Here is a 23,594-nt window from a genome sequence, read left to right on the forward strand (position 1 = left end):
AAAAGATGGGGATCGTTGTTGATTCATATGATGTAATTGTAATAGGGGCAGGGCATGCCGGGGTGGAAGCCAGCCTTGCAGCGGCGCGGTTAGGTTATAAAACGCTGCTGGCGACGCTTTCCATGGATAATATTGCCCTTATGCCCTGTAACCCGTCCGTAGGCGGCAGCGCCAAGGGACAACTGGTTGGGGAGATAGACGCCCTGGGCGGCCAGATGGCCATCAGCGCGGACGAAGCCTGCATCCAGATGCGCATGCTGAATACGGGGAAGGGATATGCTGTCCATTCCCTGCGGGCCCAGGCAGATAAACCTTTTTACCATGTGATCATGAAAAAGGTTGTGGAAAACCAGGAAAACCTGGATGTGAAGCAGCTGATGATCGATAAGCTGCTGGTGCGTAATGATGAAGTAGTGGGGGTAGAAGCGGAAACCGGAGAAGTTTTTGAGTCTTCCATTGTTATTATCTGTACCGGTACGTACCTGCGCAGCAAAATCGTGTTCGGCAGTGTCAATTATGAATCCGGTCCCAACGGATTGCGCAGCGCCAACAAATTATCCGCATCCCTGCAGGAAGCCGGCGTGGAGCTGACCCGGTTCAAGACCGGTACCCCTGCCCGGGTGGACAGGCGCAGTCTTGATTTTTCCAAAATGCAGATACAGGAAGGGGATCCGGAACTGCGCAACTTTTCCTACATTAGTAATATTACGCACCGGGAGCAGGTTCCCTGCTGGCTCACCTATACCTCTCCCGTGACCCATCAGATTATCAAAGACAATCTGGTACGTTCCGGCATGTTCAACGGGCTGGTAGAGGGGATAGGTCCCCGTTACTGTCCTTCCATTGAATCTAAAATCATCCGTTTCAAGGATAAGGAACGCCATCAGCTGTTCATTGAACCGGAAGGGCTGAACACCAACGAAATGTATGTGCAGGGAATGTCCTCGGCTTTGCCGGCGGATGTACAGGTCAAGTTCATGCAGACCATACCGGGAATGGAGCATGTTAAAATGATGCGTCCCGGGTATGCCATCGACTACGACTGTCTGGATCCGCTGCAGTTAAAATCCTCTCTGGAGCATAAGCACATAAAAGGATTATTCTCGGCAGGTCAGTCCAACGGAACCAGCGGCTATGAAGAAGCGGCAGGGCAGGGACTGATTGCCGGGATCAACGCGGTGCGTAAATTGCAGGGTAAGCCGCCCCTGGTGTTAGGCCGGAATGAAGCGTATATCGGCGTGCTGATTGACGACCTGGTGACAAAAGGCACCAACGAACCCTACCGGATGATGACCTCCCGGGCGGAATACCGTCTGTTGCTGCGGCAGGACAACGGCGATCTGCGTCTGACGGAAAAAGGCCGTGAGATCGGGCTGGTCACAGACGAACGCTGGGAGAAGTTTACGAAAAAGAGATCGGAAATCGAACGGGTGATGCATTACCTGCAGAATACACTTGTTTCCCCCACAGAAGAAATCAATGCCAAACTGATCTCCGCCGGCAGCGTGCCCCTGAAAAAAGGGGAGAATCTGGCAACGCTGCTAAAGCGCAGCGAAATGTCCTATGAAAAGCTGCAGGCATTTTTCGGCGCGCCGGAAATTTCTCCGGTGGTCAGGGAACAGACAGAGATCCAGTGTAAATATGAAGGCTATATTATAAAACAGAAACAGGCGGTAGAAAAAGCCCTGCGGCTGGAAAGCAAAAAAATCCCGGCAGACATCGATTATTTTGCGCTGAAGGAACTATCCAACGAAGCGGCGGAAAAGCTTGACAAAGTCCGTCCGGATTCCCTGGGGCAGGCTTCCCGCATTTCCGGCGTTTCCCCTGCGGATGTAGGGGTGCTGATGATCGCGCTGGAGGTACACCGCCGTCAGGAGGCGGAAAAGCAATGAAAGCCAGGCCTGAAACACTTACACAGAATATAGTTGCAGTTTCTGCGGAAGCCGCGCAGTGTCAGGAGATATTGGAAAAACAGTGCGCCCTTGTCGGAATCAACATAAGCCGGACTCAGCTGCTGCAGTTTGGCCGCTATTTTGATCTGCTGACGGAAACGAATAAGGTCATGAACCTGACAACGCTGACATCCCCCCAGGACGTGGCGGTGAAGCATTATATTGATTCCCTGCTGTGTTACGACAAAGCGCTGATGCAGGGGAAAAAAGTGATAGATGTAGGAACCGGAGCCGGTTTTCCCGGCATACCCCTGAAGATTTATGATCCTTCCTTAAAATTAATATTGTTGGATTCTTTGGAAAAGCGGCTGAAGTTTTTGCAGGAAACCGTGAGGCAGCTGCAATTACAAAATGTAAGTTTTGAACATATGCGCGCGGAAGATGGCGGAAGGGATAAAAAACTGAGGGGACAGGCAGATATTGCAGTGAGCAGGGCGGTGGCCCGGCTTTCTGTTTTAGCAGAATACTGTCTGCCGCTGGTAAAAAAGAACGGTTTCTTTATTGCATTAAAAGGGAGCAAATATAAGGAAGAACTTCTGGAAGGTGAAAAAGCGCTACGGATTTTAGGCGGCAGTGTGACATCAGTGAAAGAAGTGGAACTCCCCGGCTTAGATGACGGGCGTGCCATCATCGTCATTCAGAAAATCAAGGATACACCTGCTATTTATCCGCGTAAGGCCGGCTTGCCGGGAAAAAATCCGTTAGGAAGCAGTTAAGGAAACGGTATAACTTTTACGTAAATTTACTGCAGGCATTGGCGTTTTATGATAAAATATAAGAATAAAAATAAGAATACAGGATCTGTTTGCAGATGAACAGATCATTACTGATGTGAAAGCGGGGAAATTTTGTGCAGGACGGATTCAACGATCTGAATGTTGAAACATTGAAAACAGACAATTTGCAAAAAGCTACAGACGTCCAGGTTCTTCATATTCCTCTTTCCAAAATCGTGCCCAACCCGTACCAGCCGCGTAAGGAATTTGAGTCGGAAGCCCTGTCGGAACTGGCAGATTCCATCCGCCAGTACGGTGTATTGCAGCCTCTCCTGGTAGCTCCGGGAAAAGGCGATACCTATATCCTCATTGCCGGCGAAAGGAGACTGCGGGCATCTACCATGGCGGGGCTGGGAACGGTTCCTGTTATTGTAAGCGAATATACTACCCAGCAGATAGCGGAAATTGCCCTGATTGAAAATCTGCAGCGTAAGGATCTGCACTATCTGGAAGAGGCGGAAGGCTATGAAAAACTGGTTAACACCTTTCACCTGACCCAGGAATCCATGGCGATCCGGGTAGGAAAAAAGCAGTCAACCATTGCCAACAAGCTGCGTCTTCTGTGTCTGCCGTCCCCTGTGCGCAAAAAACTTCATGACAGTGATCTGACGGAACGGCACGCCCGGGTTTTGTTAAAGCTGGAAAATGAGGATCTTCAGAAAGCTGTTTTGCAAAAAGTACTGAAAGGGCATTTAAACGTCAGACAAACGGAAGCGCTGGTAGAAAAGACACTGAAAGAAGCAGGAAAGCTGAATCAGAAAAAGCCGCGGTTTGTGATTGTAAATGATGTGCGTATCTATTTAAACAGCATCAAAGAAATCATGGAGACAGTAAAAACGTCCGGGATTCCTTCCAGCATGGAGCAGGAAATGGATGGGGATGATGTCGTAGTGACCTTGCGTATCAAAAATGTGAAAAAGCGGAAAGACCCTAATGTTATTAAGCTTTTTTAATACACAGCCTGTGGATAACCCTGTGTATAATGTGTATAAATTATTAGTTTCACGTGAAACGGACAGCGGATTTTAATCGTCTGCTGCTATAATGATGGAAGTATCGGAGGGGACTGTTGTGGTAAAAGTCATTGCGTTAGCCAATCAGAAAGGCGGTGTCGGCAAGACGACAACTGCCGTAAATTTGGCAGCCTGCCTGGCTGCAGAAGGGCGTAAAGTCCTGCTGGTGGATTCTGACCCCCAGGGCAATGCCACCACCGGTCTGGGGCTGGACAAACGGGATATCAAAAAGAGTATTTATGATATATTGATAAATGATGATGTGCCGGCAAAAGATGTAATCATACCGACAGCTTATGATAATCTTTCCCTGCTGCCTGCTACGATCGCGCTGGCCGGTGCCGAGATTGACCTGGTCAATATGATGAGCCGGGAAAACCGGCTGAAAAACTCGCTGGAACGGGTTAAATATGATTATGATTATGTGTTGATCGACTGTCCGCCGTCTCTGGGCCTGCTGACATTAAATGCGCTGACGGCTGCCAGTTCGGTTATCATTCCTATCCAGTGTGAATTTTATGCACTGGAAGGTGTTACCATGCTGATGAACACCATCCAGCGGGTGCAACGGAACCTGAATCCTGCGCTGAAGCTGGAAGGCGTAGTCATGACCATGTTTGATGCCAGGACCAACCTTGCGTCTGATGTAGTCAATGAAGTAAAGAAATACTTTTCTGCTAAGATGTACAACACAATTATTCCGCGCAATGTGAAATTAAGCGAGGCTCCCAGTCATGGGGAACCGGTGATCGTATATGATTCCAGAAGCAAAGGCGCCCAAGTGTATCAGGAACTTGCCAGGGAGGTAATCGGCGATGAGTAAGCACAGCGGTCTGGGCAGAGGCTTGGAGTCCCTGCTTTCTTCCAGTGAATCCCAGTATGAAACTGCCATACCCAAGGATCCGGAAGGAGCGGTGGAAGTTCCTGTGGAAAGTATCAGGCCTAATCCGTACCAGCCCAGAAAAACCTTTGACAAAGAAAAACTGAAAGAACTGAGTGAGTCCATTAAAAAGCATGGCATCATCCAGCCCCTGATCGTCCGTAAAAAGGGCCTGAATTATGAACTGGTTGCCGGCGAACGGCGTCTGCGGGCTGCAAAGCTGGCAAAGCTGCAAACAGTTCCCGTCCTGGTCCGGGAATATGACGAAAAGCAGATGCGTGAGCTTTCCCTGGTGGAAAATATTCAGCGCCATGATCTGAATCCTCTGGAAGAGGCAAAAGCAATCCAGGAGCTGATGAAGCAATGCAGCTATACCCAGGCTCAGGCAGCGGAACGTCTGGGGAGAAGCCGGGCGGCAGTGGCAAATCTGCTGCGTATGTTGAACCTGCCGGAAGAATTGCAGGCAATGATAGCGGATGAAAAGGTAACGGCCGGTCAGATGCGCCCGCTGTCAGCTCTTACGGACAGGGAACAGCAGCTTAAAATCGGCAGAGCGCTGGCAGAAAACGGCTGGAGCGCCCGTACGGTGGAAGAAGTCGTCAAGACAATTAAAGAAGGAAAAAATCTTGAGGTCTTAAATGAACGGATCGTAATTCTGGATAAAAACGGCAAACCGGTAAAAGACCCATCTTCCGCAAAAGATAAGAACGGGAAAAAGAAGAAATCCGAAGCCGACATCCACTACAAACAATTTGAAGAAAATCTGATAGAAGCCCTGGGAACGAAAGTCCGTATCGTCAGCAAAAATGACAATGTGGGAAAAATAGAAATTGATTATTATTCGCTGGACGATCTGGATCGTATCTGTGAACTGCTGCAGGGGAAAAATGACAGCAGCAGCATTGACACGGCGCCCTGGCTGAAGACGAAGTTTCCTGTGTAGTATTGTTGACCGCTGATGATTTTTATAGTAAATAGAAATTCTAATGTAAAGTGACCGCTTCTTATCATTACAGAAATTTGAAAGGAAATTTATGACCGGGTTGGGAACGATGGTCAACTGCGCAGCAATCGTAGCCGGCTGCGCAGTTGGCCTTATTTTAAAGAAAGGCTTTCCTGAAAAATGGCAGGAAACCATTATGTACGGTGTGGCCCTTTGTATTTTTCTGATTGGCGTGGAAATGGCGCAAAAGAGCCAGAATGTCGTGCTGGTCATTGCCAGCGTAGTCATCGGCAGCATTATTGGTGAGATGCTGGAGATTCAGGAAAAACTGAACGCTTTTGGCGCCTGGGTGGAAAAAAAGCTCCTGGGTGACAGGGGACAGGACGCCGGTTCTTTTGGCAGGGGTTTCATTTCTGCCAGCCTGATTTTCTGCATCGGCGCTATGGCGATTGTAGGCAGTATTGAAGACGGACTGACGGGCAACCACCAGATCCTGTTTGCCAAGGCTATGCTGGACGGAATCCTGTCTATCATATTCGCGGCGAATATGGGAGCGGGCGTAGGTCTTTCTGCCGTACCTGTGGGTCTGTACCAGGGATCTATTACCATGCTTGCTTCCTGGATGCAGAATCTTCTGACGCCGGAAATCATACGGGAAGTCAGTGCTGCCGGCGGTGTATTGATTATGGCCATAGGCGTCGTGCAGGCAAAGCTTCTGCCGATCCGCCTGGCCAACCAGATTCCGGCCCTGCCGGTTGCCATACTTTTGGCAAAACTGTTTTTGTGATTTATGAAAATACGAAAGTTTATTTTCAGTGGACTAAAAATCTAAAAATGACATAAATGTTACTATTTTGTTTTAAACAACGCGAAAGTGCTTATTTTTTGCGGGATTTTGCGGGAAAAACATTGACAAAGATGTGAAATACTTTCTATAATAGGAAAACGGGGAAATTACCCAGTATAAATATAATTATTGTGATATTCTTTTAATATTCGTTATTTTATGAGGGGATTTTTAAAAAATTGTTTTTTTATAGAAGGAAGGGTGAAAAAAATGAAATTCGTTAAAAAAGCTTCAGGTATCGCGCTGGCGGCTATGCTGGCTGCAGGTCTAACTGCAGGCTGCGGCGGTGGCGGCGGCGAGAAAAAAGCAGCTGACGCAGGCAAGGAAATCGTTGTAGGCGTAAACGCCGAACTGACCGGCAACGTTGCCAACTATGGCAAGAGCATGCTCTCCGGTTTTGAATTGGCAGTTGAGGAGGCCAACAAGGCCGGCGGTGTCGACGGCAAGCAGATTAAAGTCGTGACCGCAGATAACAAGTCCGAGCCTTCTGAATCCGGCAACGCGGCTACGAAACTGGTGACCCAGAACAAAGTTGTCGCTGTAATCGGTCCGGCTACCAGCGGCTGTGTGGCAGCGGAAGAACCCGTGCTGACGGCGAACAAGATTCCTCTGATCGCTCCCTGTGCGACGGCGCCTGGCATTACATTGCAAAAAGACGGAAAGACGAAACCCTTCGTTTTCCGCGCATGCTTCATCGATCCCTATCAGGGCGATATCATGGCACAGTTTGCTGCCAAAGATCTGAAAGTTAAGAAAGCTGCTATCCTGCATGATTCTTCCAGCGACTACTCCAAAGGCCTGGCAGAAGTATTCACAAAAGTATTTACCGCAAACGGCGGCCAGATCACCACTGACGAAGCTTTCTTGGCCAAGGACGTTGACTTCAAGGCTTCCCTGACCAAAATCAAAGCGACCAATCCGGAAGCTATTTACGTTCCCGGTTACTATGAAGAAGTTTCCAAGGTCATCAAACAGGCCCGTGAGATCGGTCTGACCTGCCCGATGCTGGGTTCTGACGGCTGGGATTCTCCCAAGCTGGTTGAAGTTGCCGGCAAAGAAGCCTGCAACAATGGTTTCTTCACCAATGCCTATACGGCAGAGGATAAAGATCCTGTCGTGCAGAAATTTGTTAAAGCTTATCAGGGCAAATTCAACAAGGTTCCCGATGTTTTCGCAATGCAGGGCTATAATGCAGGCTTAATCCTGTTCAATGCTATCAAGACCGCAAAAACTACTGACGGAACGAAACTTGCGGAAGCAATTGCCAAGACGAAAGACCTGCAGGTTGCCAATGGCAAACTGACTTATGATGAAAAACATAATCCGATTACCACTGCGTTAGTCCTTGAACTGAAAGACGGTAAGATGACGCTGAACAAGAAGATTGGCGGCTGATCCCGTATCAAATAACATTTCAGTAAATCAGTAATCCGGAAGCAATGAGGCTGTGGTGCGGGCCACCACAGCCATTTGCTTCTATATTCGGAGGAAGAGAATTATGGAATCCGGTTTTTTGCATCAGTTGGTCCAACAGCTGATCAACGGTATTTCCCTGGGCAGTATTTATGCGCTGATAGCCCTTGGCTATACCATGATCTACGGTATTTTGAAATTAATTAATTTTGCCCACGGCGATATTTATATGCTGGGTGCTTATATCGGGTTTGTCTGCACTTCCATTTTAAAACTGTCCTTTTTGCCGGCGCTGATCATTTCCATGATCGGGGCAGCCCTGGCAGGGATGGTCATTGAACGTGTAGCCTACCGCCCCATGCGGAATGCACCCCGGATTGCCATTTTGATTACGGCCATCGGCGTTTCGTTCTTTCTGGAAAACGTGATGATCCTGTTTGCTTCTCCCCAGCCCCGTACATTCCCTGCCGTATTTACGGCCACGGTGTACCATGTAGGCGCCTGGGTGGTAAACAGCCAGCAGATCGTTATTCTCGTCAGTGCCCTGGTACTTATGGTTGCCCTGACCTATATTGTTAACCAGACCAGAGCCGGCAAGGCCATGCGCGCGGTGTCCTTTGACGCGGACGCGGCCCGGCTGATGGGTATTGATATTGACTCGACAATTTCCATGACCTTTGCGTTAGGTTCTGCCCTGGCAGCAGCCGGCGGGGTCCTGGTAGGCATATATTACAACTCCATCGATCCCCTGATGGGCATGGTTCCCGGTATCAAAGCTTTCGTCGCCGCGGTACTGGGAGGTATCGGCATTATTCCGGGGGCGATGCTGGGCGGTATTATTTTAGGCGTGGTGGAAGCGCTGGTCAGCGGTTTCATTTCTTCCACCTTCCGCGATGCCGCCGCATTCGCGATTCTGATCATTATTCTTCTCTTCAAGCCTCAGGGCCTGATGGGCAAGAATATCCGTGAAAAGGTTTAAGAGGTGATGACAATGAATAAAGTACGCATGTTTGACTTAAAAGCATTGATTGCCTCTGCCGTAGTATTTGCGGTTCTGCAGGGCCTGATGGCGGCGGAGATCATCGGTCCCTTCTGGGAACTGAACCTGGTCCTGATCTGCATCAACATTATTCTGGCTTCCAGCCTGAACATGATCAACGGGTTTACCGGCCAGTTCTCCATCGGCCATGCCGGTTTTCTGGCGGTAGGCGCCTACATGGGCGCGGTTATGACGGTGAAGCTGGGCTTTTCGTTCCCGCTGGCGATTATCGCCGGTACCATTGCAGCCGGTATCCTGGGCTTCCTGATCGGCCTGCCTACCCTGCGTCTGGACGGCGACTATCTGGCGATTGCTACCCTGGGCCTGGGCGAAATCATCCGGATCTGCATCCTCAATATTGAATATGTAGGCGGCGCCTCCGGTCTGATGGGCATCCCCCGAATGACTAACTTCGTCATTACTTTCTGGCTGATGATTGCCGTGTTGTTCTTTATTAAGAATTTCAAAAACTCTGCCCACGGCCGTGCCTGCCTTGCTATCCGTGAAAACGAGATTGCGGCGGACACCATGGGCATCGATACCACGAAATACAAAGTCATGGCCTTTACCCTGGGCGCTTCCTTCGCTGGAACTGCCGGGGTGCTGTTCTCCCATTACTTCTTCATCGCCCATCCGGCGTCCTTCACCTTCATGCGTTCCTTTGACATCCTGACCATGGTGGTATTGGGCGGCCTGGGGTCCCTCACCGGTTCCATCACCGGCGCCATCCTGCTGACCTTTATTTCCGCGGCGCTGGCGGACTTCCCGGAATGGCGTATGATTATTTACTCTCTGGCCATGATCATCCTGATGCTGTACCGTCCCCAGGGACTGTTCGGCAACAAAGAACTCTCCGAAAAGGTTTTCAGCAGCCTGAAAGGAGGTAAGAACAATGGGTGATAAAAAGCGTTTACTGGACCTGCGGGATGTTTCCATCGTGTTTGGCGGTCTGCGGGCCGTTTCCAATTTCACCATGCATATTGACGAAGGGGAACTGGTAGGGCTTATCGGGCCTAACGGCGCCGGTAAGACCACAGCCTTCAATATGATTACCGGTGTGTATGTGCCGACAGAAGGAGAAATCTATTTCGACGGCAAACTGATTAACGGTAAAAAATCCTATCAGGTTACCCAGATGGGAATGGCGAGAACGTTCCAGAATATCCGCCTGTTCTCCGAACTGTCGGTGCTGGATAACGTTAAGATTGCCAATAACATGCATATCGACTACAGCCTGCCGCACGCAATTTTCCGTGTAAATAAATATTTTGACGAAGAGAAAAAAGTAACGGAACAGGGGATGGAACTGTTAAAACTGTTCCATCTGGACAAGCATGCCCACGATATGGCGAAAAACCTGCCCTACGGCGCCCAGCGGCGTCTGGAAATTGCCCGTGCTCTGGCTACGAAGCCCCAGCTGTTACTGCTGGACGAACCGGCTGCTGGCATGAATCCCCAGGAAACCAAAGAACTGATGGAAATGATTAAGTGGCTTCGGGACAATTTTAAAATTTCCATTTTACTTATTGAGCATGACATGAGCCTGGTCATGGGCGTCTGTGAGCGGCTGTACGTATTGGAATACGGCATGTGCATCGCTACCGGCACGCCGGCAGAGATCAAGAAGAACAAGAGAGTTATCAAAGCATATCTGGGCGGGGAGGTGTAATACAATGGACATGCTGACAGTTGAGGACATCAACGTTTATTATGGCGCGATCCATGCAATCAAAGGCATCAGCCTGTCTGTAGCCAAAGGCGGCATCACCACCCTGATCGGTTCCAACGGAGCCGGAAAATCCACCACGTTGCATACGATTTCCGGTTTGCTGAAGCCGAAAACCGGAAAGATTACCTTTGAAGGCCAGGATATTACCGGAAAACCGGCCCATAAAATCGTGGGCATGGGTCTGAGCCAGGTTCCGGAAGGCCGTCATGTATTTGCCAATATGACGGTAATGGAGAATCTGGATCTTGGCGCATACCTTCGCAGAGATAAAGAAGAAATCAACAAAGACCTGACAGACGTCTTTACAAAATTTCCCCGGCTGCTGGAGCGGAAAGACCAGATTGCGGGCACCCTGTCCGGCGGCGAACAGCAGATGCTGGCCATGGGCCGGGCGCTGATGAGCCGTCCCCGGCTGATGCTGCTGGACGAACCGTCCATGGGTCTGGCGCCCCTGCTGGTACAGGAAATTTTTAACATCATCAAAGAGATCAACGACAGCGGGACTACGGTGCTGCTGGTAGAACAGAATGCAAGAATGGCGCTGTCCATTGCGGACAAAGCCTACGTGCTGGAAACCGGTAATATTACACTGGAAGGAACCGGCAAAGAGCTGCTGAACAGCGAAGCGGTGCAGAAAGCGTACCTGGGCGGCTGATGCAGTGGTAATCAGTTAAGCCATTTTCCATATCAAGAGCGCAAATGCATTGAATCTGTGTTTTCATAAACGGTTAAAAATTCTTTTAGAGGAGGTTTTATCCATGCTTGTAAAAGATATTATGACAGCCCATGTATATACAATCAACCAGAACCAGACGCTGCTGGAGCTGCAGGGTCTGATGAGCGACGACAACATCCGCCGGGTTCCTGTGTTAAATGATGCGGGAATGGTTGTGGGCATTATTACGGACCGGGATGTGAAGATGGCCTCTCCTTCGGAAGCCAGCACCCTTTCCCGTTATGAAGCGTCTTACCTGTTAAGCCGCATCAAAGTAAAGGACGTTATGACACACAACGTGAAAACGGTTTACGCCAATGCGGATCTGGCCGATGTAGCCGCCCTGATGTATCAGGATCACATAGCTTCCGTGCCGGTAATGGATGAAGAGAACAATCTGTGCGGTATTGTTACGGACAGCGACGTATTCCGCGCCTTGGTGGATATTTTCGGGTTAGGGCAGTCCGCTTCCCGTATTACCATTGACGCTTCGGACAAACCGGGCGTGCTGGCCGAGATTGCGAAAATGTTTGCAGACCACGGTATCAACATTATTTCCTGTGTAACCAGCGACGCCAAGGTTGCGGGAGAAAAAGAAATGACCATTACCGCAGACCTGTCCCAGGCAGGCATGGGCATTATTGAGGAAATCCGGGAAGCCGGCTATACGGTGACTAATATTACCACCAGCAGGGCAAAATAAAATGATTGGCAATGTTGAGTTTAAAGTCGGTGACGTGGTGCGGATGAAAAAGCCGCATCCCTGCGGTTCTTCTAATTGGGAGATTACCCGCACGGGCATGGATTTCGGGATTCGCTGCTGCGGCTGCGGGCATCATGTGATGATACCCCGGACCAAGTTCGTGAAGGCGGTGCGGGAAGTACTGCCGAAAGAGGAAAAATAACTATTTAATAACAGGGCAGGCGTTTCAATAAGAGGCGCCTGCTTTTTTGTATGCGCAATGGGTTTTAAAGAGCGCGGGTCAAAAAGCTATTTACCTTATCACCAAAGTTGAGTATAATTAGGACATAATTGCAAGACGAGGTAAATTATGCCAATTGAAATGTTACAAGCCCTCCTGATTCCCTTTATGGGGACTGTGCTGGGGGCAGGCTGTGTGTTTTTTATTCGCGGTAACCTGCACTGGAAGGTAGAGCGCGCTTTCACGGGATTTGCTGCCGGGGTCATGGTGGCAGCTTCCATCTGGAGCCTGATTATTCCGGCTATGGAACAGTCAAAAGCCATGGACAGGCTGGCTTTTCTGCCGGCGCTTGTCGGGTTTTGGTTCGGCGTGCTGTTTATCTTGCTGCTGGATCACATCATCCCCCATCTGCACAGGGAGAGCAAAGAGTCCGAAGGCATGTCCAGCTCCCTGTCCCGGACGGTGAAGCTGGTATTGGCAGTGACGCTGCATAATATCCCGGAAGGAATGGCGGTAGGCGTTGTGTATGCGGGCCTGCTGTCCCAGATGGTCAGCGGCATCACCCAGACCGGCGCGCTGGCGCTGGCTCTGGGCATTGCGATCCAGAATTTTCCGGAGGGCGCTATTATTTCCCTGCCTTTGCGGGCAGAAGGGGTAAGCAACGGAAAAGCATTTCTGTATGGAAGCCTTTCCGGTATCGTGGAACCCATCGGTACATTCCTGACGATTATGGCGGTAAGCTACGTAGTTCCGTTCCTTCCGTATTTCCAGGGATTTGCTGCAGGTACCATGCTGTACGTGGTAGTCGAAGAGCTGATTCCGGAAATGAGCCAGGGGCAGCACTCGGATATCGGAGCCATAGCGTTTGCCATGGGATTTTCCCTGATGATGGTGCTTGACGTGGCGTTGGGATAACAATAATTTTATTAAAAAACAGTGACGGGAACCGGTTTGCAAAACCGCTCCCGTCACTTATTTTTTGCTAACTTACTTTTCTTATGTTATAATAATATGTCATTTATAAATAAGAAAAATAATCGAAATACTTGTAGCACAATAACATAATGTGATATGTGATAAAGGAGAGAAAACTGTGAGCACGAATCTGGATGTAGGTATCGTTGGGCTCCCCAACGTAGGTAAAAGCACGTTATTTAACGCCATCACCAAAGCCGGGGCGGAGGCGGCCAATTATCCGTTCTGCACCATTGAGCCCAATGAAGGGGTAGTGGCGGTACCGGATGAACGGCTGGACGTGCTGGCTAAAATGTTCAATTCCCGGAAAATCACGCCGGCCATCATGCACTTTGTGGATATTGCGGGGCTGGTGAAGGGCGCGTCCAAAGGCGAAGGTCTGGGTAACCAGTTCCTGAGCCATATCCGTAACACGGACGCCATCGCTGAAGTGGTGCGCTGCTTTGAGGATGAAAATGTGACCCATGTTGAAGGCAGTGTGGACCCGGTGCGGGACATCCAGATTATTGATACTGAATTATGCCTGGCGGATATTGATACCATCAACAACCGGATGAAAAAAGTAGAAAAGCTGTTAAAAGCCCACGATAAAAAGGCAGCGGCGGAACAGGCGTTGCTGGAACGCGTCGCCAAAGGGCTGGAGGATATCGTTCCGGCCCGCCGGATGGAGTTCACCGAAGAGGAAGAGGCAGCTCTTTACGACCTGCATCTGCTGACAAGGAAACCCATCATTTATGTCTGCAACGTGGCGGAAGAAGAAGCGGCGGACGCCAGCGGCAATCCCCATGTGAAAGCGGTGCAGGAGTTCGCTGCCCAGGAGCATGCAGAAGTGGTGGTGATTTCTGCCAAAGTGGAAGCGGAAATCGCGGAACTGCCGGAAGAAGAAGCAAAAGAATATCTGGAAATGGAAGGGCTGACGGAAGCGGGCCTGAACCGTCTTATTAAGGCGGGCTTCAAACTGCTGGGTCTGCAGACCTATCTGACCGCCGGTGAAATCGAAAGCCGGGCCTGGACCATTAACATCGGCACGAAAGCGCCCCAGGCTGCGGGCAAGATCCACACGGATTTTGAAAAAGGCTTTATCAAGGCGGAAATCGTTTCCTACGACGACCTGGTAAAATGCGGCAGCAAGGTGGCGGCCCGGGAAAAAGGACTGGTTCGTCTGGAAGGCAAAGACTACGTCATGCAGGACGGGGACGTTGTGGAATTCCGTTTCAACGTGTAAGAAGCAGTTCCCGGGGATTGCGGATTAAATTTGATTTTGCGACAACAATTCATTCAGCCGTTGGCTTTCAAGGAAGAAGACCATGTTTGACACACACAATCACTGTGAGTTTTCCTGCGATTCGAAAATGACACTGCAGCAGGCGGCGGACACCGCTGCAAAGCTGGGCATCGGAATCATCCTGACGGAGCACTGGGATTATGAATATCCCACCAATCCGGAGCAGTTCCTGTTCGACCGGGACGCGTATTTTAAAAAGAACCTGCCCCTGCGCAGCGGCAACGTGCTGCTGGGTATCGAAGTGGGGATGCAGCCGCATCTGGCGGAAAAAGAAAACAAAGTCCCGGAAGGTTATCCCTTTGACTTTGTAATCGGTTCCATTCATATGATGAACCGTCTGGATCTGTACGAGGTGACAACGTATAAAGGCCTGTCCAAAGAAGAAACCATGCACGACTTCCTCCGGGACAGCATTCTTTGCGCGGAAAGCCACAACAACTTTGATTCCTTCGGGCACATTGATTACATCTGTCGGTACTGGCCCTATGCGGACAAGGAATTCCACATGGAAGAAAACCAACAGGAGTGGGACAGGCTGTTCAAGATTTTAATTGAAAAGAATAAGCCCATTGAAATCAACACCCGTCGGCTGGAGGCTGAGGCGGCAGTTAAAGCGTTGCTGCCGTTATACAAACGGTATAAAGAACTGGGCGGCAAATACTGCACACTGGGCAGCGACGCTCATTACACGGAACATGTGGGCCGGCGTCTGGATGTGGCGGCAGCCATGGCAAAAGAAGCGGAGCTGCAGCCGGTGTATTTCAAAGAGAGAAAAATGATTTCAGACAGGTAGTTTTATGCAAAAGAGCATGACTTCGGGGAATTCCCTGAAACTGTTGCTGACCTTTATGGTGCCGCTGATCATCGGTAACATATTTCAGCAGATGTACAGCATATCGGACATTATTATCGTGGGTCGTACCATCGGTGTCAACGCACTGGCCGCTGTCGGCGCGGCGGCTCCGATTTTTATGCTGCTGGTGATGATCACCATGGGCATGTCCAACGGCCTGACCGTCATAACGGGGCAGTTTTTTGGCGCCGGTGATTTTGATAACATGCGACGCAGCGTAGCCATGAGTTTGCGGCTCAGCATCATTTCTGTCATTATCCTGGCGGTGGGGATGTTTATCGTCATCGATCCGCTGCTGGCTTTGATGAACCTGCCGGAAATTTTGTACGAGGACACCCGGAGTTATATCCTCATCGTGGCGGAAGGACTGTGGGCCATGATGGCCTACAACTTCTTTTCGGCCGTGCTGCGGGCCCTGGGGGACAGCAAGACGCCGGTGGCCTTTCTGATTTTTGCCACCATTATCAATGTAGGACTGGCGCTTCTGTTTATTTTGAAATTCGGTCTGGGCGTGCCGGGCTCTGCCTATGCGCTGGTCATGGCCCAGGGCATTTCGGCTTTCCTGTGCGTCATTTATATGTGGAAGCATTTTCCCGTGTTGCGTTTGCAGAAGAGCGACTGGAAATGGGATAAGCAGTTTGCACTGGCCCATCTGAAGATTGGCCTGCCCATGGCCGGACAGTTTTCTATTCTCGGCGTCGGCATTTTATTGATCCAGTCCATCACCAATTCTTTCGGCCCTAATACCATTGCGGGCTTTACGGCGGCCATCCGGGTGGAGCAGCTGGCCCTGCAGCCCATGGCTTCTTTCGGTATCGCCATGGCGGCCTTCAGCGCTCAGAACTACGGGGCCAAACAGTTCCAGCGCATCCGGGACGCAGTAAAAAAGTGCTCCCTGATTGCCATGGCTTTTGCTTTTTGTGCAGGCATCCTGATTTTCTTTTTCAGTGAAAGCATCATCGGCATCTTTATCGAAGAGGGGAATCCGAAGGTCATCGAAGATGCGTTACTGTATCTGAACTGCTCTGTGCCGTTTTACTTTTTCCTGAGCCAGATGTTTATTTACCGCAGCGCAGTGCAGGGTATGGGCGTGGGCATGGTGCCTCTGGCTTCTTCCCTGATCGAACTGAGCATGCGGACCGGTGTGGCCAAGTTCCTGGCCACGGACTGGGGGTACCGGGGCGTGTGTTATGCCAGCCCGGTAGCCTGGGTGGCAGGTTCTATCTTCCTCTTTTTTGCCTACCGGTATTTTATCAGCCTGTTTGAACGGCTGAACCGGTAAAAACGTGAGTGGCAGGATCAGGCAAAGAGGATTGTTTTACTGCAACATCAGCGGGGGATAAATACGCAACCTTCAATAACTGATAAGCTTTGTAAAGCCGCTTTTGTTCAGGATGTTACAGATTTTAGAATTTATAGTATTTTTATTCTTAAAATCTTCAAATTTAATATTAAACAATTTGACAAAAATATTGTTCTTTCATATAATACTTTTAACGTAATTTTAAAATTAGTACATCTGATGAAGGGAAAGAGTAGTCTGTTGCGGCAGGTCCCAGAGAACCGGTGGTTGGTGAAAACCGGTGACGGCGGGCAGAGGAAAATCCTCCCTGAAGACCGGCGCTGAATCAGCATTAAGCGCCTGCGTTATTTCCACGTTACAGGAAACGCGTATGTTGGTACGTAGTAAAGAGCTCGTTTATTTACGGGAATCAGGGTGGTACCGCGGATTATTTCCGTCCCTCAGCTTATGTGGGACGGTTTTTTTATACGGTAATCGGCTTCCGTTTTAGTAAATCGAAAGAAGCGCAGAAGAATGATTCGCGCTTGCTCGTGCGGTTGTTTACCGTAAAACTGCTGAAAGAAATTTTCAGGTATACAGGGGGAAATCAAAATGATGAAGCAGCATTTGGCGATTCTGTGCGACAACAAACCGGGCGTTCTGACCCATGTGGCCGGTCTGATCAGTCGGAGAGCCATCAACATTGAGTACATCAACGCCGGCTATACGGAAGAACCGGATGTGACCCGTATCAACATCGTCGTGTCCGTGGAAGACCAAAGAGCCCTGAATCAGGCGATTCTGCAGCTGGCCCGGCTGATTGATGTAATCAAGGTTGTGAATCTGGATGAGGCTCCGTTCATCAGTTCCGAGCTGGCCATGATCAAGGTTAAAGTGAACTCCACGCAGGAATTGTCGGATATTGCCAACCTGGCGGACCTGTTCCACGCCAAAATCGTGGACGTCAATCCGGGAGCCGTTGTCATGCGCGTCACCGGCAGGGAAGACCATATCGAGGCACTGCTGCAGATGCTGAAGGATTATGAAATTATTGAAATGGCCCGGACCGGGCAGATTTCCCTGTCTCGCGGCTCCAACGCAGTAAAAAAGATGTAAGGATCCGGTAAGGATATTTTGATTCCGGGCAAACGTCCGGGGTGTAAAATATAAGGAAACGCCGGGAGAACCGTTTGCATGATGCCATCTGCAAAAGCGCAGGCAGCCGCGCAAACAAAGCTAACCGGCAATTCCGTAAAGTCGTTTTCGTTGTATCATTTTAATATTTTTTATTTAAAAAGGAGAGATTTATCATGGCAAAAGTGTATTACGATCAGGACGTAAACTGGGACGTCATCAAAGGCAAAAAGGTTGCTATCGTCGGTTATGGCAGCCAGGGTCATGCGCATGCGCTGAACCTGCGTGACAGCGGACTGGAAGTTGCGGTTGGCCTGTACAAAGGTTCCAAATCCGCAGCTAAAGCAGAAGCAGCAGGCTTAAAGGTTATGACTGTTGGCGAAGCAGTTAAATGGGCGGACATCACCATGATTCTGATTCCGGACGAAAAGCAGGCTGACGTTTATAAGAACGAAATCGCTCCCAACCTGAAACCCGGCAGCGCGCTGGCTTTTGCCCATGGCTTCAATATTCATTTCAAACAGATCATTCCCGCTGCTGACATCGATGTATTCATGGTTGCCCCGAAGGGTCCCGGCCATCTGGTTCGCCGCGTATTTACGGAAGGCTCCGGCGTTCCCAACGTGTTCGCGGTTTATCAGGATGCAAGCGGCAAATGCTTTGACCTGGCGCTGGCTTATGCCCGCGGCATCGGCGGCACCCGTGCCGGCGTTATCGAGACCACCTTCAAGGAAGAAACCGAAACTGACCTGTTCGGTGAACAGTGCGTACTTTGCGGCGGCGTAACTGCTCTGATGGAATCCGGTTTCAATACGCTGGTTGAAGCAGGCTATCAGCCGGAAATCGCATACTTTGAATGCTTCCATGAAATGAAACTGATCGTTGACCTGATGTATGAAGGCGGCATGGCCAAAATGCGTCATTCCATCAGCGACACGGCGGAATACGGCGACTACCATACCGGCAAAAAGATTGTTACCGATGACACCCGCGCTGCTATGAAGAAAGCGCTGAAAGAAATCCAGGACGGCACCTTTGCCAAAGACTGGCTGCTGGAAAACCGTTCCGCAGGCCGCGCTCATTTCCTAGCTGAACGCCGTATCCATGCGGAAACCCAGCTGGAAGAAGTTGGCAAAAAACTGCGCAGCATGATGAGCTGGCTGCAGGCTCCCAAAGCAGCAGCTCCGGCTCCGGCCAAAAAGGCTCCTGCGAAAAAAGCTCCGGCAAAGAAAGCCCCGGCCAAAAAAGCTGCTGTCAAAAAAGCTCCTGTTAAAAAATAAAAACGGAAAAAACATGATTGAGGTAAAACTGAAAAAGTTTGGCCTCAATGAAACTGATGACCTGCACTAAACAATAGAATCCGCTGCCGGAGCGTGTCTCCGGCAGTGCAACTCTGATAGAATGAGAAGGTAAAGCCCGATGAAACTGAATGGTGCGCAAGTTGTAATTGAAAGCTTAAGAAAAGAAAAGGTGGATGTGGTATTCGGCTATCCCGGCGGCGTAATCCTGCCTTTATATGATGAAATGTATAAGGCGGAATATCCCCGGCATATCCTGCCCGGACACGAGCAGGGCGCTGTGCATGCGGCAGACGGGTACGCCCGTGCCACCGGGCGTCCCGGCGTATGTTTCGCTACCTCCGGACCTGGTGTATGCAACATGGTTACAGGTATCGCAACAGCTTACATGGACTCCATCCCGTTAGTTGTTTTCAGCGCGCAGGTATCGACAAAAGCGATTGGCAGGGACTCTTTCCAGGAAGCGGATATCACCGGTATTACAACGCCGATTACAAAACATAATTACCTGGTCAAGAAGATTGATGATTTGCCACGTGTAATTAAAGAAGCTTTCCTGATTGCTACGACCGGGCGTCCCGGTCCGGTGCTCGTTGATATCGCGACCGACGTCTTCCGCGCGGAAATTGATTTTGTGTATCCTGAAGAAGTTCACCTGCGGGGCTACAAAGCAGATTTTACCGGGGATGAAAACGCTATTGACAGGGCAGTAGCCGCTTTTAAAGAAGCAAAAAAGCCGATCCTTATGACCGGCGGCGGCATTATTTCTTCCAATACGGCTGACTTTATCCGCAAGATCGTGGAAGCCACCGGCGTGCCGGTTGTAACGACGCTCATGGGCAAGGGCGCAGTTTCTGATTTTTACGATGCGCACCTTGGCATGGTGGGTATGCATGGCTCCTATACTTCCAACATGTCCATAACCAAGTGCGACCTGATTCTGGCCATCGGCGCCCGGTTCAGCGACCGTGTTACCGGCGATGTTGCCAAGTTTGCCAAATACGCTACTGTCATCCAGTTTGAAGTGGACAGTGTGGAAATCGACAAGATCGTTCATGCGGACATTCCTGTCATCGGCGATTTGCGCTGGTCTATGCCAATCTTTGCGAATAAAGTGCTGGAAAGCGCTGCGGAGCTGAAAGAACAATTTGCTCCCTGGCGTGAAGAGTTGCTGAAGGTTAAGGCAAAACATCCTTTTGTTTCCCGCAAGCTGAAGGGAAAAATCACGCCCGAACGGTTATATAAAACCATACTGAAACACGCGGACAAAGACGCCATCGTAGTGACTGACGTAGGACAGCACCAGATGTGGACGGCCCAGTTCTACAATGTGGATATGCCGCGGCATTTCCTCTCCAGCGGCGGCCTGGGAACCATGGGCTTCGGTTTGCCCGCAGCCATGGGCGCGCAACTCGGCTGCCCGGAAAACCAGGTGATTTTGTTTACCGGCGACGGAAGCATCATGATGTGCTGCCAGGAATTTGCCACGCTGCACCGGTACGGTATTCCGGTCAAGGTATTTGTGCTCCACAATAATGTGCTGGGCATGGTGAACCAGTGGCAGCGCCTGTTCTTCGGCGGGCGGGAAAGCCAGTCCATCGTAAAAGACCTGGTGGATTTTCCGGCTATGGTGAAAGCCATGGGACTGGAAGGCATGAAAGTCACCGATCCTAAAAAGCTGAACAACGTCGTGAAAGCGGCTTTGAAGAGCGAACATTCCGTGCTGGTCGATGTGGCTATCCCCAACGATGAGAATGTGTTCCCCATGGTGCCCGGCGGCAAACATCTGGACCAGATGATCCTGCAGGATACGATAGACTGAGGATCAGTAAGCCATAAACCAGGTGGCGCGTGTCTTTTTGATATGGCGAACAGCATTGCCTGAAAATGCAAAGTATAGTAAAATTAAGTACCGGTGATCCGCTGACGATATCCATGGACTGCCGGTACTTTCGTATTTGGAAATTGTTGTTACAGTAAAATGCTGAGCAACCGGACCGGAAGTCCTTTTACCGGGTCGGTCCGGTTGTTTGGGAATGAGGGGTTGTGGCGTTATGGGATATCCTGATTTGAGAAGGCTGACGGTATGCCGGAATTTGTTGGAAGACGCAGTGATAAATAAACTGGTTGCCATCCGGTTAAAAGAGCAGGAAGAACCTGTTGGTGAACCGGATAGCGGGAAAACGGAAATACAGATTCTGCGCAGCGAACTGACAGCGTTGCTGGTAAAGAAAGCAGAAACGCTGGGGCTGTCCGGCAATATTTTATCTTCATATATGGTGCATTGCCTGGCAGAAGGCAGCAACACGGCAGCGGATATCATTGAAGCTACCGGTGCTTTCGGAAAAGGGCTGGTTCAGGCCATGTCCCAGGATATGCAGCTGCTGCTTCCGTTTCTTCTGGCAAAGAGTTCGGCCTTTAGCGGAGCAGCCTTTTTGGATGCATACGCGCCTGCTGAAGAAGCAGATCATAAGTTTGAAAACAATCTGCAGAATAAAATATTACAGGCAAAGACACCGGCCGGGGCGGCCAAAGCCCTGCTGGCGCATTACAAAAAATGGGGCAGCGGCATGCTGGCCCGTTACACCGCTTTCCGCATCGGCACAGGCGGAACCCTGATCGGCATTGCAGATTTTCCTGTTTTTAAATGGGATGACCTGTTAGGCTACGAAGATCAGAAATATAAACTGCTGACCAACACGCAGAATTTTATGGAAGGCAGGCCTGCCAATAATGTGCTGCTGACCGGCGCGCGGGGTACCGGCAAGTCAACCGGAGTGAAGGCTCTGGCAGCCATGTTTGCCGCCGACGGACTCCGGCTCATCCAGATCACCCGGGACCAGCTGGAACTGGTTTCGCCTGTGCTGGAGAAGCTGAATGATATCCGCAGTAAAAAATTCATCCTGTTTTTTGACGATCTTTCCTTTGACGAAGGGGAGTCCAGTTACAAATATTTGAAATCCGCCATTGACGGAAGCGTTACGGCCCAGCCTGATAACGTGCTGATTTATGCCACCTCAAACCGCCGTCATCTGCTGAAAGAGACCTGGAGCGACCGGAACGATGCGCTGGAAGCGGAAGTGTACCGGCAGGACAGCGCCAATGAAAGCATCTCGCTGTCTGACCGCTTCGGCCTGATCCTGCATTATTCCATGCCCAGCCAGGACGAATACCTGCAGATCATCGACCACGAACTCCGGAAAGCTGGTGTTCGCCTGTCACCGGAAGAATTACGGCTGGAGGGAATCCGCTGGGAAATGGAACATTCCGGGCGGAACGGGCGCATTGCCAATCAGTTTGTGAAATGGTATCTGGGGAATCTTGAAGAATAGAGTTTAATGTTTCACGTGAAACTTTTGATTTTCCGCAGAGTGTTTTTGTAAAAGCAGCCGGCTAAGCTAAAACTTTTTGGAGAAATACTATGGAAACGATCGCCTGTTTTGGAGATTCATTAATAGAAGGTTTTCCTTTTGCGCCGGAGAACAGCTGGATCGCGCAGGTACAAAAGAATACGGGAATCCGCATGCTGAACCACGGTATCTGCGGCGAGTGCTGTGACGATATCAAAGACCGACTGATCTGGCGTCCGCTGCCAGAAGATGTGAGCCATGTTCTTTTTGAAGGCGGCATGAACGACATCATCCAGGGCTGCCCTCTGACGTTTTCCATTGACCAGATTAAACTGGCGAAACAGTTTTGCGACGAACAGAACGCTGCGTTTTGCCTAGTGCTGCCCTGGCTGTGTGGCGCGGAGGAATTGAACCATCTGATTGAACGCCTGCGTGACGCAATGAAAAAAGAATTTGAAAACAAATGTTACCTGCTTGACTTTGAACCCATGTTTTTAACGAAGAAGCACCGTATGGATTGGTTCATCTGGGACGGCGTGCATCCGAAAGCGGAAACGTATGAAGCCTTGGGCAATTTTGCGTCACCGTTGCTGGAAAACTGGATAAAAGAAAAGTAGAAGGAAAAACAAAACAAACGCAAAACAATAATATAAACAGAAGTAAAAAGCAAATGGCATTCTCTCGTAGTACAGCGGGTATTATTTACGATAATTCAAAATTCCACTTGACGAATGGAATAAAAATGTGGATAATAATAAAGTACTATCGATTTGCCACTTTAGCTCAGCTGGCAGAGCATCTCATTCGTAATGAGAGGGTCGTAGGTTCAAATCCTATAAGTGGCTCCACAGTAAACAAGCGGTTTCCCGAAGTCGGGAGACCGCTTTTTTATTATGGCTTTAGCTTGGGAGCCGAATCCCTCAAGGGGATTTGGCTCAAAAACCACCTGCTACGCAGGTGGGATTAATGCTTAAGCAAAAGGGCAACATCCTTCTTGTATAATGATAGTGTTCAAGCCGTCACTAAAACAAGAAAGGATGTTGCCCTATGGCAAATAGTTTAGCACATACCAAGTGGGTATGCAAATATCACATTGTATTTACACCAAAATACAGAAGAAAAATCATTTATAACCAATTGCGTTTGGATATCAGAACGATTCTTAAAGATTTGTGCAAATGGAAAGG

22 protein-coding genes, 1 tRNA gene, 1 pseudogene and 1 other annotated feature are annotated in these 23,594 nt (G+C 49.8%); all 24 genes and pseudogenes read left to right on the forward strand.

Going from position 1 to position 23,594, the window contains the following annotated elements; translation table 11 throughout:
• Window positions 1-5 precede the first annotated feature (5 nt).
• A complete protein-coding gene (gene mnmG, locus BM159_RS09395; protein ID WP_093913988.1) occupies window positions 6-1,892 on the forward strand; it encodes a tRNA uridine-5-carboxymethylaminomethyl(34) synthesis enzyme MnmG in 1,887 nt (628 codons plus the stop codon).
• Entirely contained in the window at window positions 1,889-2,668 is a 780-nt protein-coding gene (gene rsmG / locus BM159_RS09400) for a 16S rRNA (guanine(527)-N(7))-methyltransferase RsmG (protein WP_093913989.1), read from the forward strand. Before mnmG ends, rsmG begins: the two co-directional genes overlap by 4 nt.
• 134 nt (window positions 2,669-2,802) lie before the next feature.
• Window positions 2,803-3,681 carry a ParB/RepB/Spo0J family partition protein gene (locus BM159_RS09405; RefSeq protein ID WP_218149566.1) on the forward strand — a complete coding sequence of 293 codons (879 nt, stop codon included), beginning with the start codon at window positions 2,803-2,805 and terminating at the stop codon, window positions 3,679-3,681.
• A 91-nt stretch (window positions 3,682-3,772) separates the two neighbouring features.
• Window positions 3,773-4,564 carry a ParA family protein gene (locus BM159_RS09410; protein ID WP_342745757.1) on the forward strand — a complete coding sequence of 264 codons (792 nt, stop codon included), beginning with the start codon at window positions 3,773-3,775 and terminating at the stop codon, window positions 4,562-4,564.
• Window positions 4,557-5,564 carry a ParB/RepB/Spo0J family partition protein gene (locus BM159_RS09415; RefSeq protein ID WP_093913990.1) on the forward strand — a complete coding sequence of 336 codons (1,008 nt, stop codon included), beginning with the start codon at window positions 4,557-4,559 and terminating at the stop codon, window positions 5,562-5,564. Before BM159_RS09410 ends, BM159_RS09415 begins: the two co-directional genes overlap by 8 nt.
• A gap of 91 nt (window positions 5,565-5,655) precedes the next feature.
• Entirely contained in the window at window positions 5,656-6,351 is a 696-nt protein-coding gene (locus BM159_RS09420) for a DUF554 domain-containing protein (RefSeq protein ID WP_093913991.1), read from the forward strand.
• A 270-nt stretch (window positions 6,352-6,621) separates the two neighbouring features.
• Window positions 6,622-7,806: an ABC transporter substrate-binding protein gene (locus BM159_RS09425; protein ID WP_093913992.1), complete on the forward strand. Its 1,185-nt coding sequence runs from the start codon at window positions 6,622-6,624 to the stop codon at window positions 7,804-7,806.
• 103 nt (window positions 7,807-7,909) lie between these two features.
• On the forward strand, window positions 7,910-8,803 hold the full coding sequence (locus BM159_RS09430) for a branched-chain amino acid ABC transporter permease (protein WP_093913993.1): 894 nt from the start codon (window positions 7,910-7,912) through the stop codon (window positions 8,801-8,803).
• Window positions 8,804-8,815: 12 nt separating this feature from the next.
• Window positions 8,816-9,763: a branched-chain amino acid ABC transporter permease gene (locus tag BM159_RS09435; protein WP_093913994.1), complete on the forward strand. Its 948-nt coding sequence runs from the start codon at window positions 8,816-8,818 to the stop codon at window positions 9,761-9,763.
• A complete protein-coding gene (locus BM159_RS09440; RefSeq protein ID WP_093913995.1) occupies window positions 9,756-10,532 on the forward strand; it encodes an ABC transporter ATP-binding protein in 777 nt (258 codons plus the stop codon). The genes BM159_RS09435 and BM159_RS09440 overlap by 8 nt, the downstream gene beginning before the upstream one ends.
• A 10-nt stretch (window positions 10,533-10,542) precedes the next feature.
• Window positions 10,543-11,247 (forward strand): ATP-binding cassette domain-containing protein, encoded by a 705-nt coding sequence (locus tag BM159_RS09445; RefSeq protein ID WP_093914009.1) that lies wholly within the window; start codon window positions 10,543-10,545, stop codon window positions 11,245-11,247.
• A gap of 103 nt (window positions 11,248-11,350) precedes the next feature.
• Window positions 11,351-12,010, forward strand: coding sequence for a CBS and ACT domain-containing protein (locus tag BM159_RS09450; protein WP_093913996.1), 660 nt, complete (start codon window positions 11,351-11,353; stop codon window positions 12,008-12,010).
• Window position 12,011: 1 nt separating this feature from the next.
• Window positions 12,012-12,212 carry a DUF951 domain-containing protein gene (locus BM159_RS09455; protein WP_093913997.1) on the forward strand — a complete coding sequence of 67 codons (201 nt, stop codon included), beginning with the start codon at window positions 12,012-12,014 and terminating at the stop codon, window positions 12,210-12,212.
• Between the two features lie 147 nt (window positions 12,213-12,359).
• Window positions 12,360-13,145 carry a ZIP family metal transporter gene (locus BM159_RS09460; RefSeq protein WP_093913998.1) on the forward strand — a complete coding sequence of 262 codons (786 nt, stop codon included), beginning with the start codon at window positions 12,360-12,362 and terminating at the stop codon, window positions 13,143-13,145.
• Between the two features lie 178 nt (window positions 13,146-13,323).
• Window positions 13,324-14,430, forward strand: a complete 1,107-nt coding sequence (ychF, locus tag BM159_RS09465; protein ID WP_093913999.1) for a redox-regulated ATPase YchF — start codon at window positions 13,324-13,326, stop codon at window positions 14,428-14,430.
• Window positions 14,431-14,512: 82 nt separating this feature from the next.
• A complete protein-coding gene (locus BM159_RS09470; protein WP_093914000.1) occupies window positions 14,513-15,283 on the forward strand; it encodes a histidinol-phosphatase HisJ family protein in 771 nt (256 codons plus the stop codon).
• 4 nt (window positions 15,284-15,287) lie between these two features.
• Entirely contained in the window at window positions 15,288-16,625 is a 1,338-nt protein-coding gene (locus BM159_RS09475) for an MATE family efflux transporter (RefSeq protein ID WP_093914001.1), read from the forward strand.
• Between the two features lie 231 nt (window positions 16,626-16,856).
• Window positions 16,857-17,090 (forward strand) — a binding site (T-box leader).
• A gap of 147 nt (window positions 17,091-17,237) precedes the next feature.
• Window positions 17,238-17,741 (forward strand): acetolactate synthase small subunit, encoded by a 504-nt coding sequence (gene ilvN / locus BM159_RS09480; RefSeq protein ID WP_177205993.1) that lies wholly within the window; start codon window positions 17,238-17,240, stop codon window positions 17,739-17,741.
• Between the two features lie 194 nt (window positions 17,742-17,935).
• Window positions 17,936-18,925: pseudogene (gene ilvC / locus BM159_RS09485) on the forward strand (ketol-acid reductoisomerase); the annotation flags it as partial.
• A gap of 253 nt (window positions 18,926-19,178) precedes the next feature.
• Entirely contained in the window at window positions 19,179-20,879 is a 1,701-nt protein-coding gene (gene ilvB / locus BM159_RS09490; RefSeq protein WP_093914003.1) for a biosynthetic-type acetolactate synthase large subunit, read from the forward strand.
• A gap of 232 nt (window positions 20,880-21,111) precedes the next feature.
• Window positions 21,112-22,389 (forward strand): ATP-binding protein, encoded by a 1,278-nt coding sequence (locus tag BM159_RS09495; protein WP_093914004.1) that lies wholly within the window; start codon window positions 21,112-21,114, stop codon window positions 22,387-22,389.
• 89 nt (window positions 22,390-22,478) lie between these two features.
• Entirely contained in the window at window positions 22,479-23,024 is a 546-nt protein-coding gene (locus tag BM159_RS09500; RefSeq protein ID WP_093914005.1) for an SGNH/GDSL hydrolase family protein, read from the forward strand.
• A gap of 155 nt (window positions 23,025-23,179) precedes the next feature.
• A tRNA-Thr gene (locus BM159_RS09505) sits at window positions 23,180-23,255 on the forward strand.
• A 199-nt stretch (window positions 23,256-23,454) separates the two neighbouring features.
• Window positions 23,455-23,594: transposase (locus tag BM159_RS09510; RefSeq protein ID WP_177205989.1), on the forward strand; the 140-nt coding region annotated here is incomplete at its 3' end.

This window comes from Succiniclasticum ruminis DSM 9236, from assembly GCF_900112895.1.
Classification (GTDB): Bacteria; Bacillota; Negativicutes; order Acidaminococcales; family Acidaminococcaceae; genus Succiniclasticum; species Succiniclasticum ruminis.

Bases quoted from the DNA above. Each gene is read 5' to 3' on its own strand.
- ilvN (WP_177205993.1), top strand. From the start codon at position 17,238: ATGATGAAGCAGCATTTGGCGATTCTGTGCGACAACAAACCGGGCGTT.
- BM159_RS09415 (WP_093913990.1), top strand. From the start codon at position 4,557: ATGAGTAAGCACAGCGGTCTGGGCAGAGGCTTGGAGTCCCTGCTTTCT.
- BM159_RS09460 (WP_093913998.1), top strand. From the start codon at position 12,360: ATGCCAATTGAAATGTTACAAGCCCTCCTGATTCCCTTTATGGGGACT.
- BM159_RS09455 (WP_093913997.1), top strand. From the start codon at position 12,012: ATGATTGGCAATGTTGAGTTTAAAGTCGGTGACGTGGTGCGGATGAAA.
- mnmG (WP_093913988.1), top strand. From the start codon at position 6: ATGGGGATCGTTGTTGATTCATATGATGTAATTGTAATAGGGGCAGGG.
- BM159_RS09500 (WP_093914005.1), top strand. From the start codon at position 22,479: ATGGAAACGATCGCCTGTTTTGGAGATTCATTAATAGAAGGTTTTCCT.
- BM159_RS09440 (WP_093913995.1), top strand. From the start codon at position 9,756: ATGGGTGATAAAAAGCGTTTACTGGACCTGCGGGATGTTTCCATCGTG.
- BM159_RS09410 (WP_342745757.1), top strand. From the start codon at position 3,773: ATGATGGAAGTATCGGAGGGGACTGTTGTGGTAAAAGTCATTGCGTTA.
- BM159_RS09445 (WP_093914009.1), top strand. From the start codon at position 10,543: ATGCTGACAGTTGAGGACATCAACGTTTATTATGGCGCGATCCATGCA.
- BM159_RS09495 (WP_093914004.1), top strand. From the start codon at position 21,112: ATGGGATATCCTGATTTGAGAAGGCTGACGGTATGCCGGAATTTGTTG.
- BM159_RS09475 (WP_093914001.1), top strand. From the start codon at position 15,288: ATGCAAAAGAGCATGACTTCGGGGAATTCCCTGAAACTGTTGCTGACC.
- BM159_RS09470 (WP_093914000.1), top strand. From the start codon at position 14,513: ATGTTTGACACACACAATCACTGTGAGTTTTCCTGCGATTCGAAAATG.
- ilvB (WP_093914003.1), top strand. From the start codon at position 19,179: ATGAAACTGAATGGTGCGCAAGTTGTAATTGAAAGCTTAAGAAAAGAA.
- BM159_RS09425 (WP_093913992.1), top strand. From the start codon at position 6,622: ATGAAATTCGTTAAAAAAGCTTCAGGTATCGCGCTGGCGGCTATGCTG.
- rsmG (WP_093913989.1), top strand. From the start codon at position 1,889: ATGAAAGCCAGGCCTGAAACACTTACACAGAATATAGTTGCAGTTTCT.
- BM159_RS09450 (WP_093913996.1), top strand. From the start codon at position 11,351: ATGCTTGTAAAAGATATTATGACAGCCCATGTATATACAATCAACCAG.
- BM159_RS09435 (WP_093913994.1), top strand. From the start codon at position 8,816: ATGAATAAAGTACGCATGTTTGACTTAAAAGCATTGATTGCCTCTGCC.
- BM159_RS09420 (WP_093913991.1), top strand. From the start codon at position 5,656: ATGACCGGGTTGGGAACGATGGTCAACTGCGCAGCAATCGTAGCCGGC.
- BM159_RS09430 (WP_093913993.1), top strand. From the start codon at position 7,910: ATGGAATCCGGTTTTTTGCATCAGTTGGTCCAACAGCTGATCAACGGT.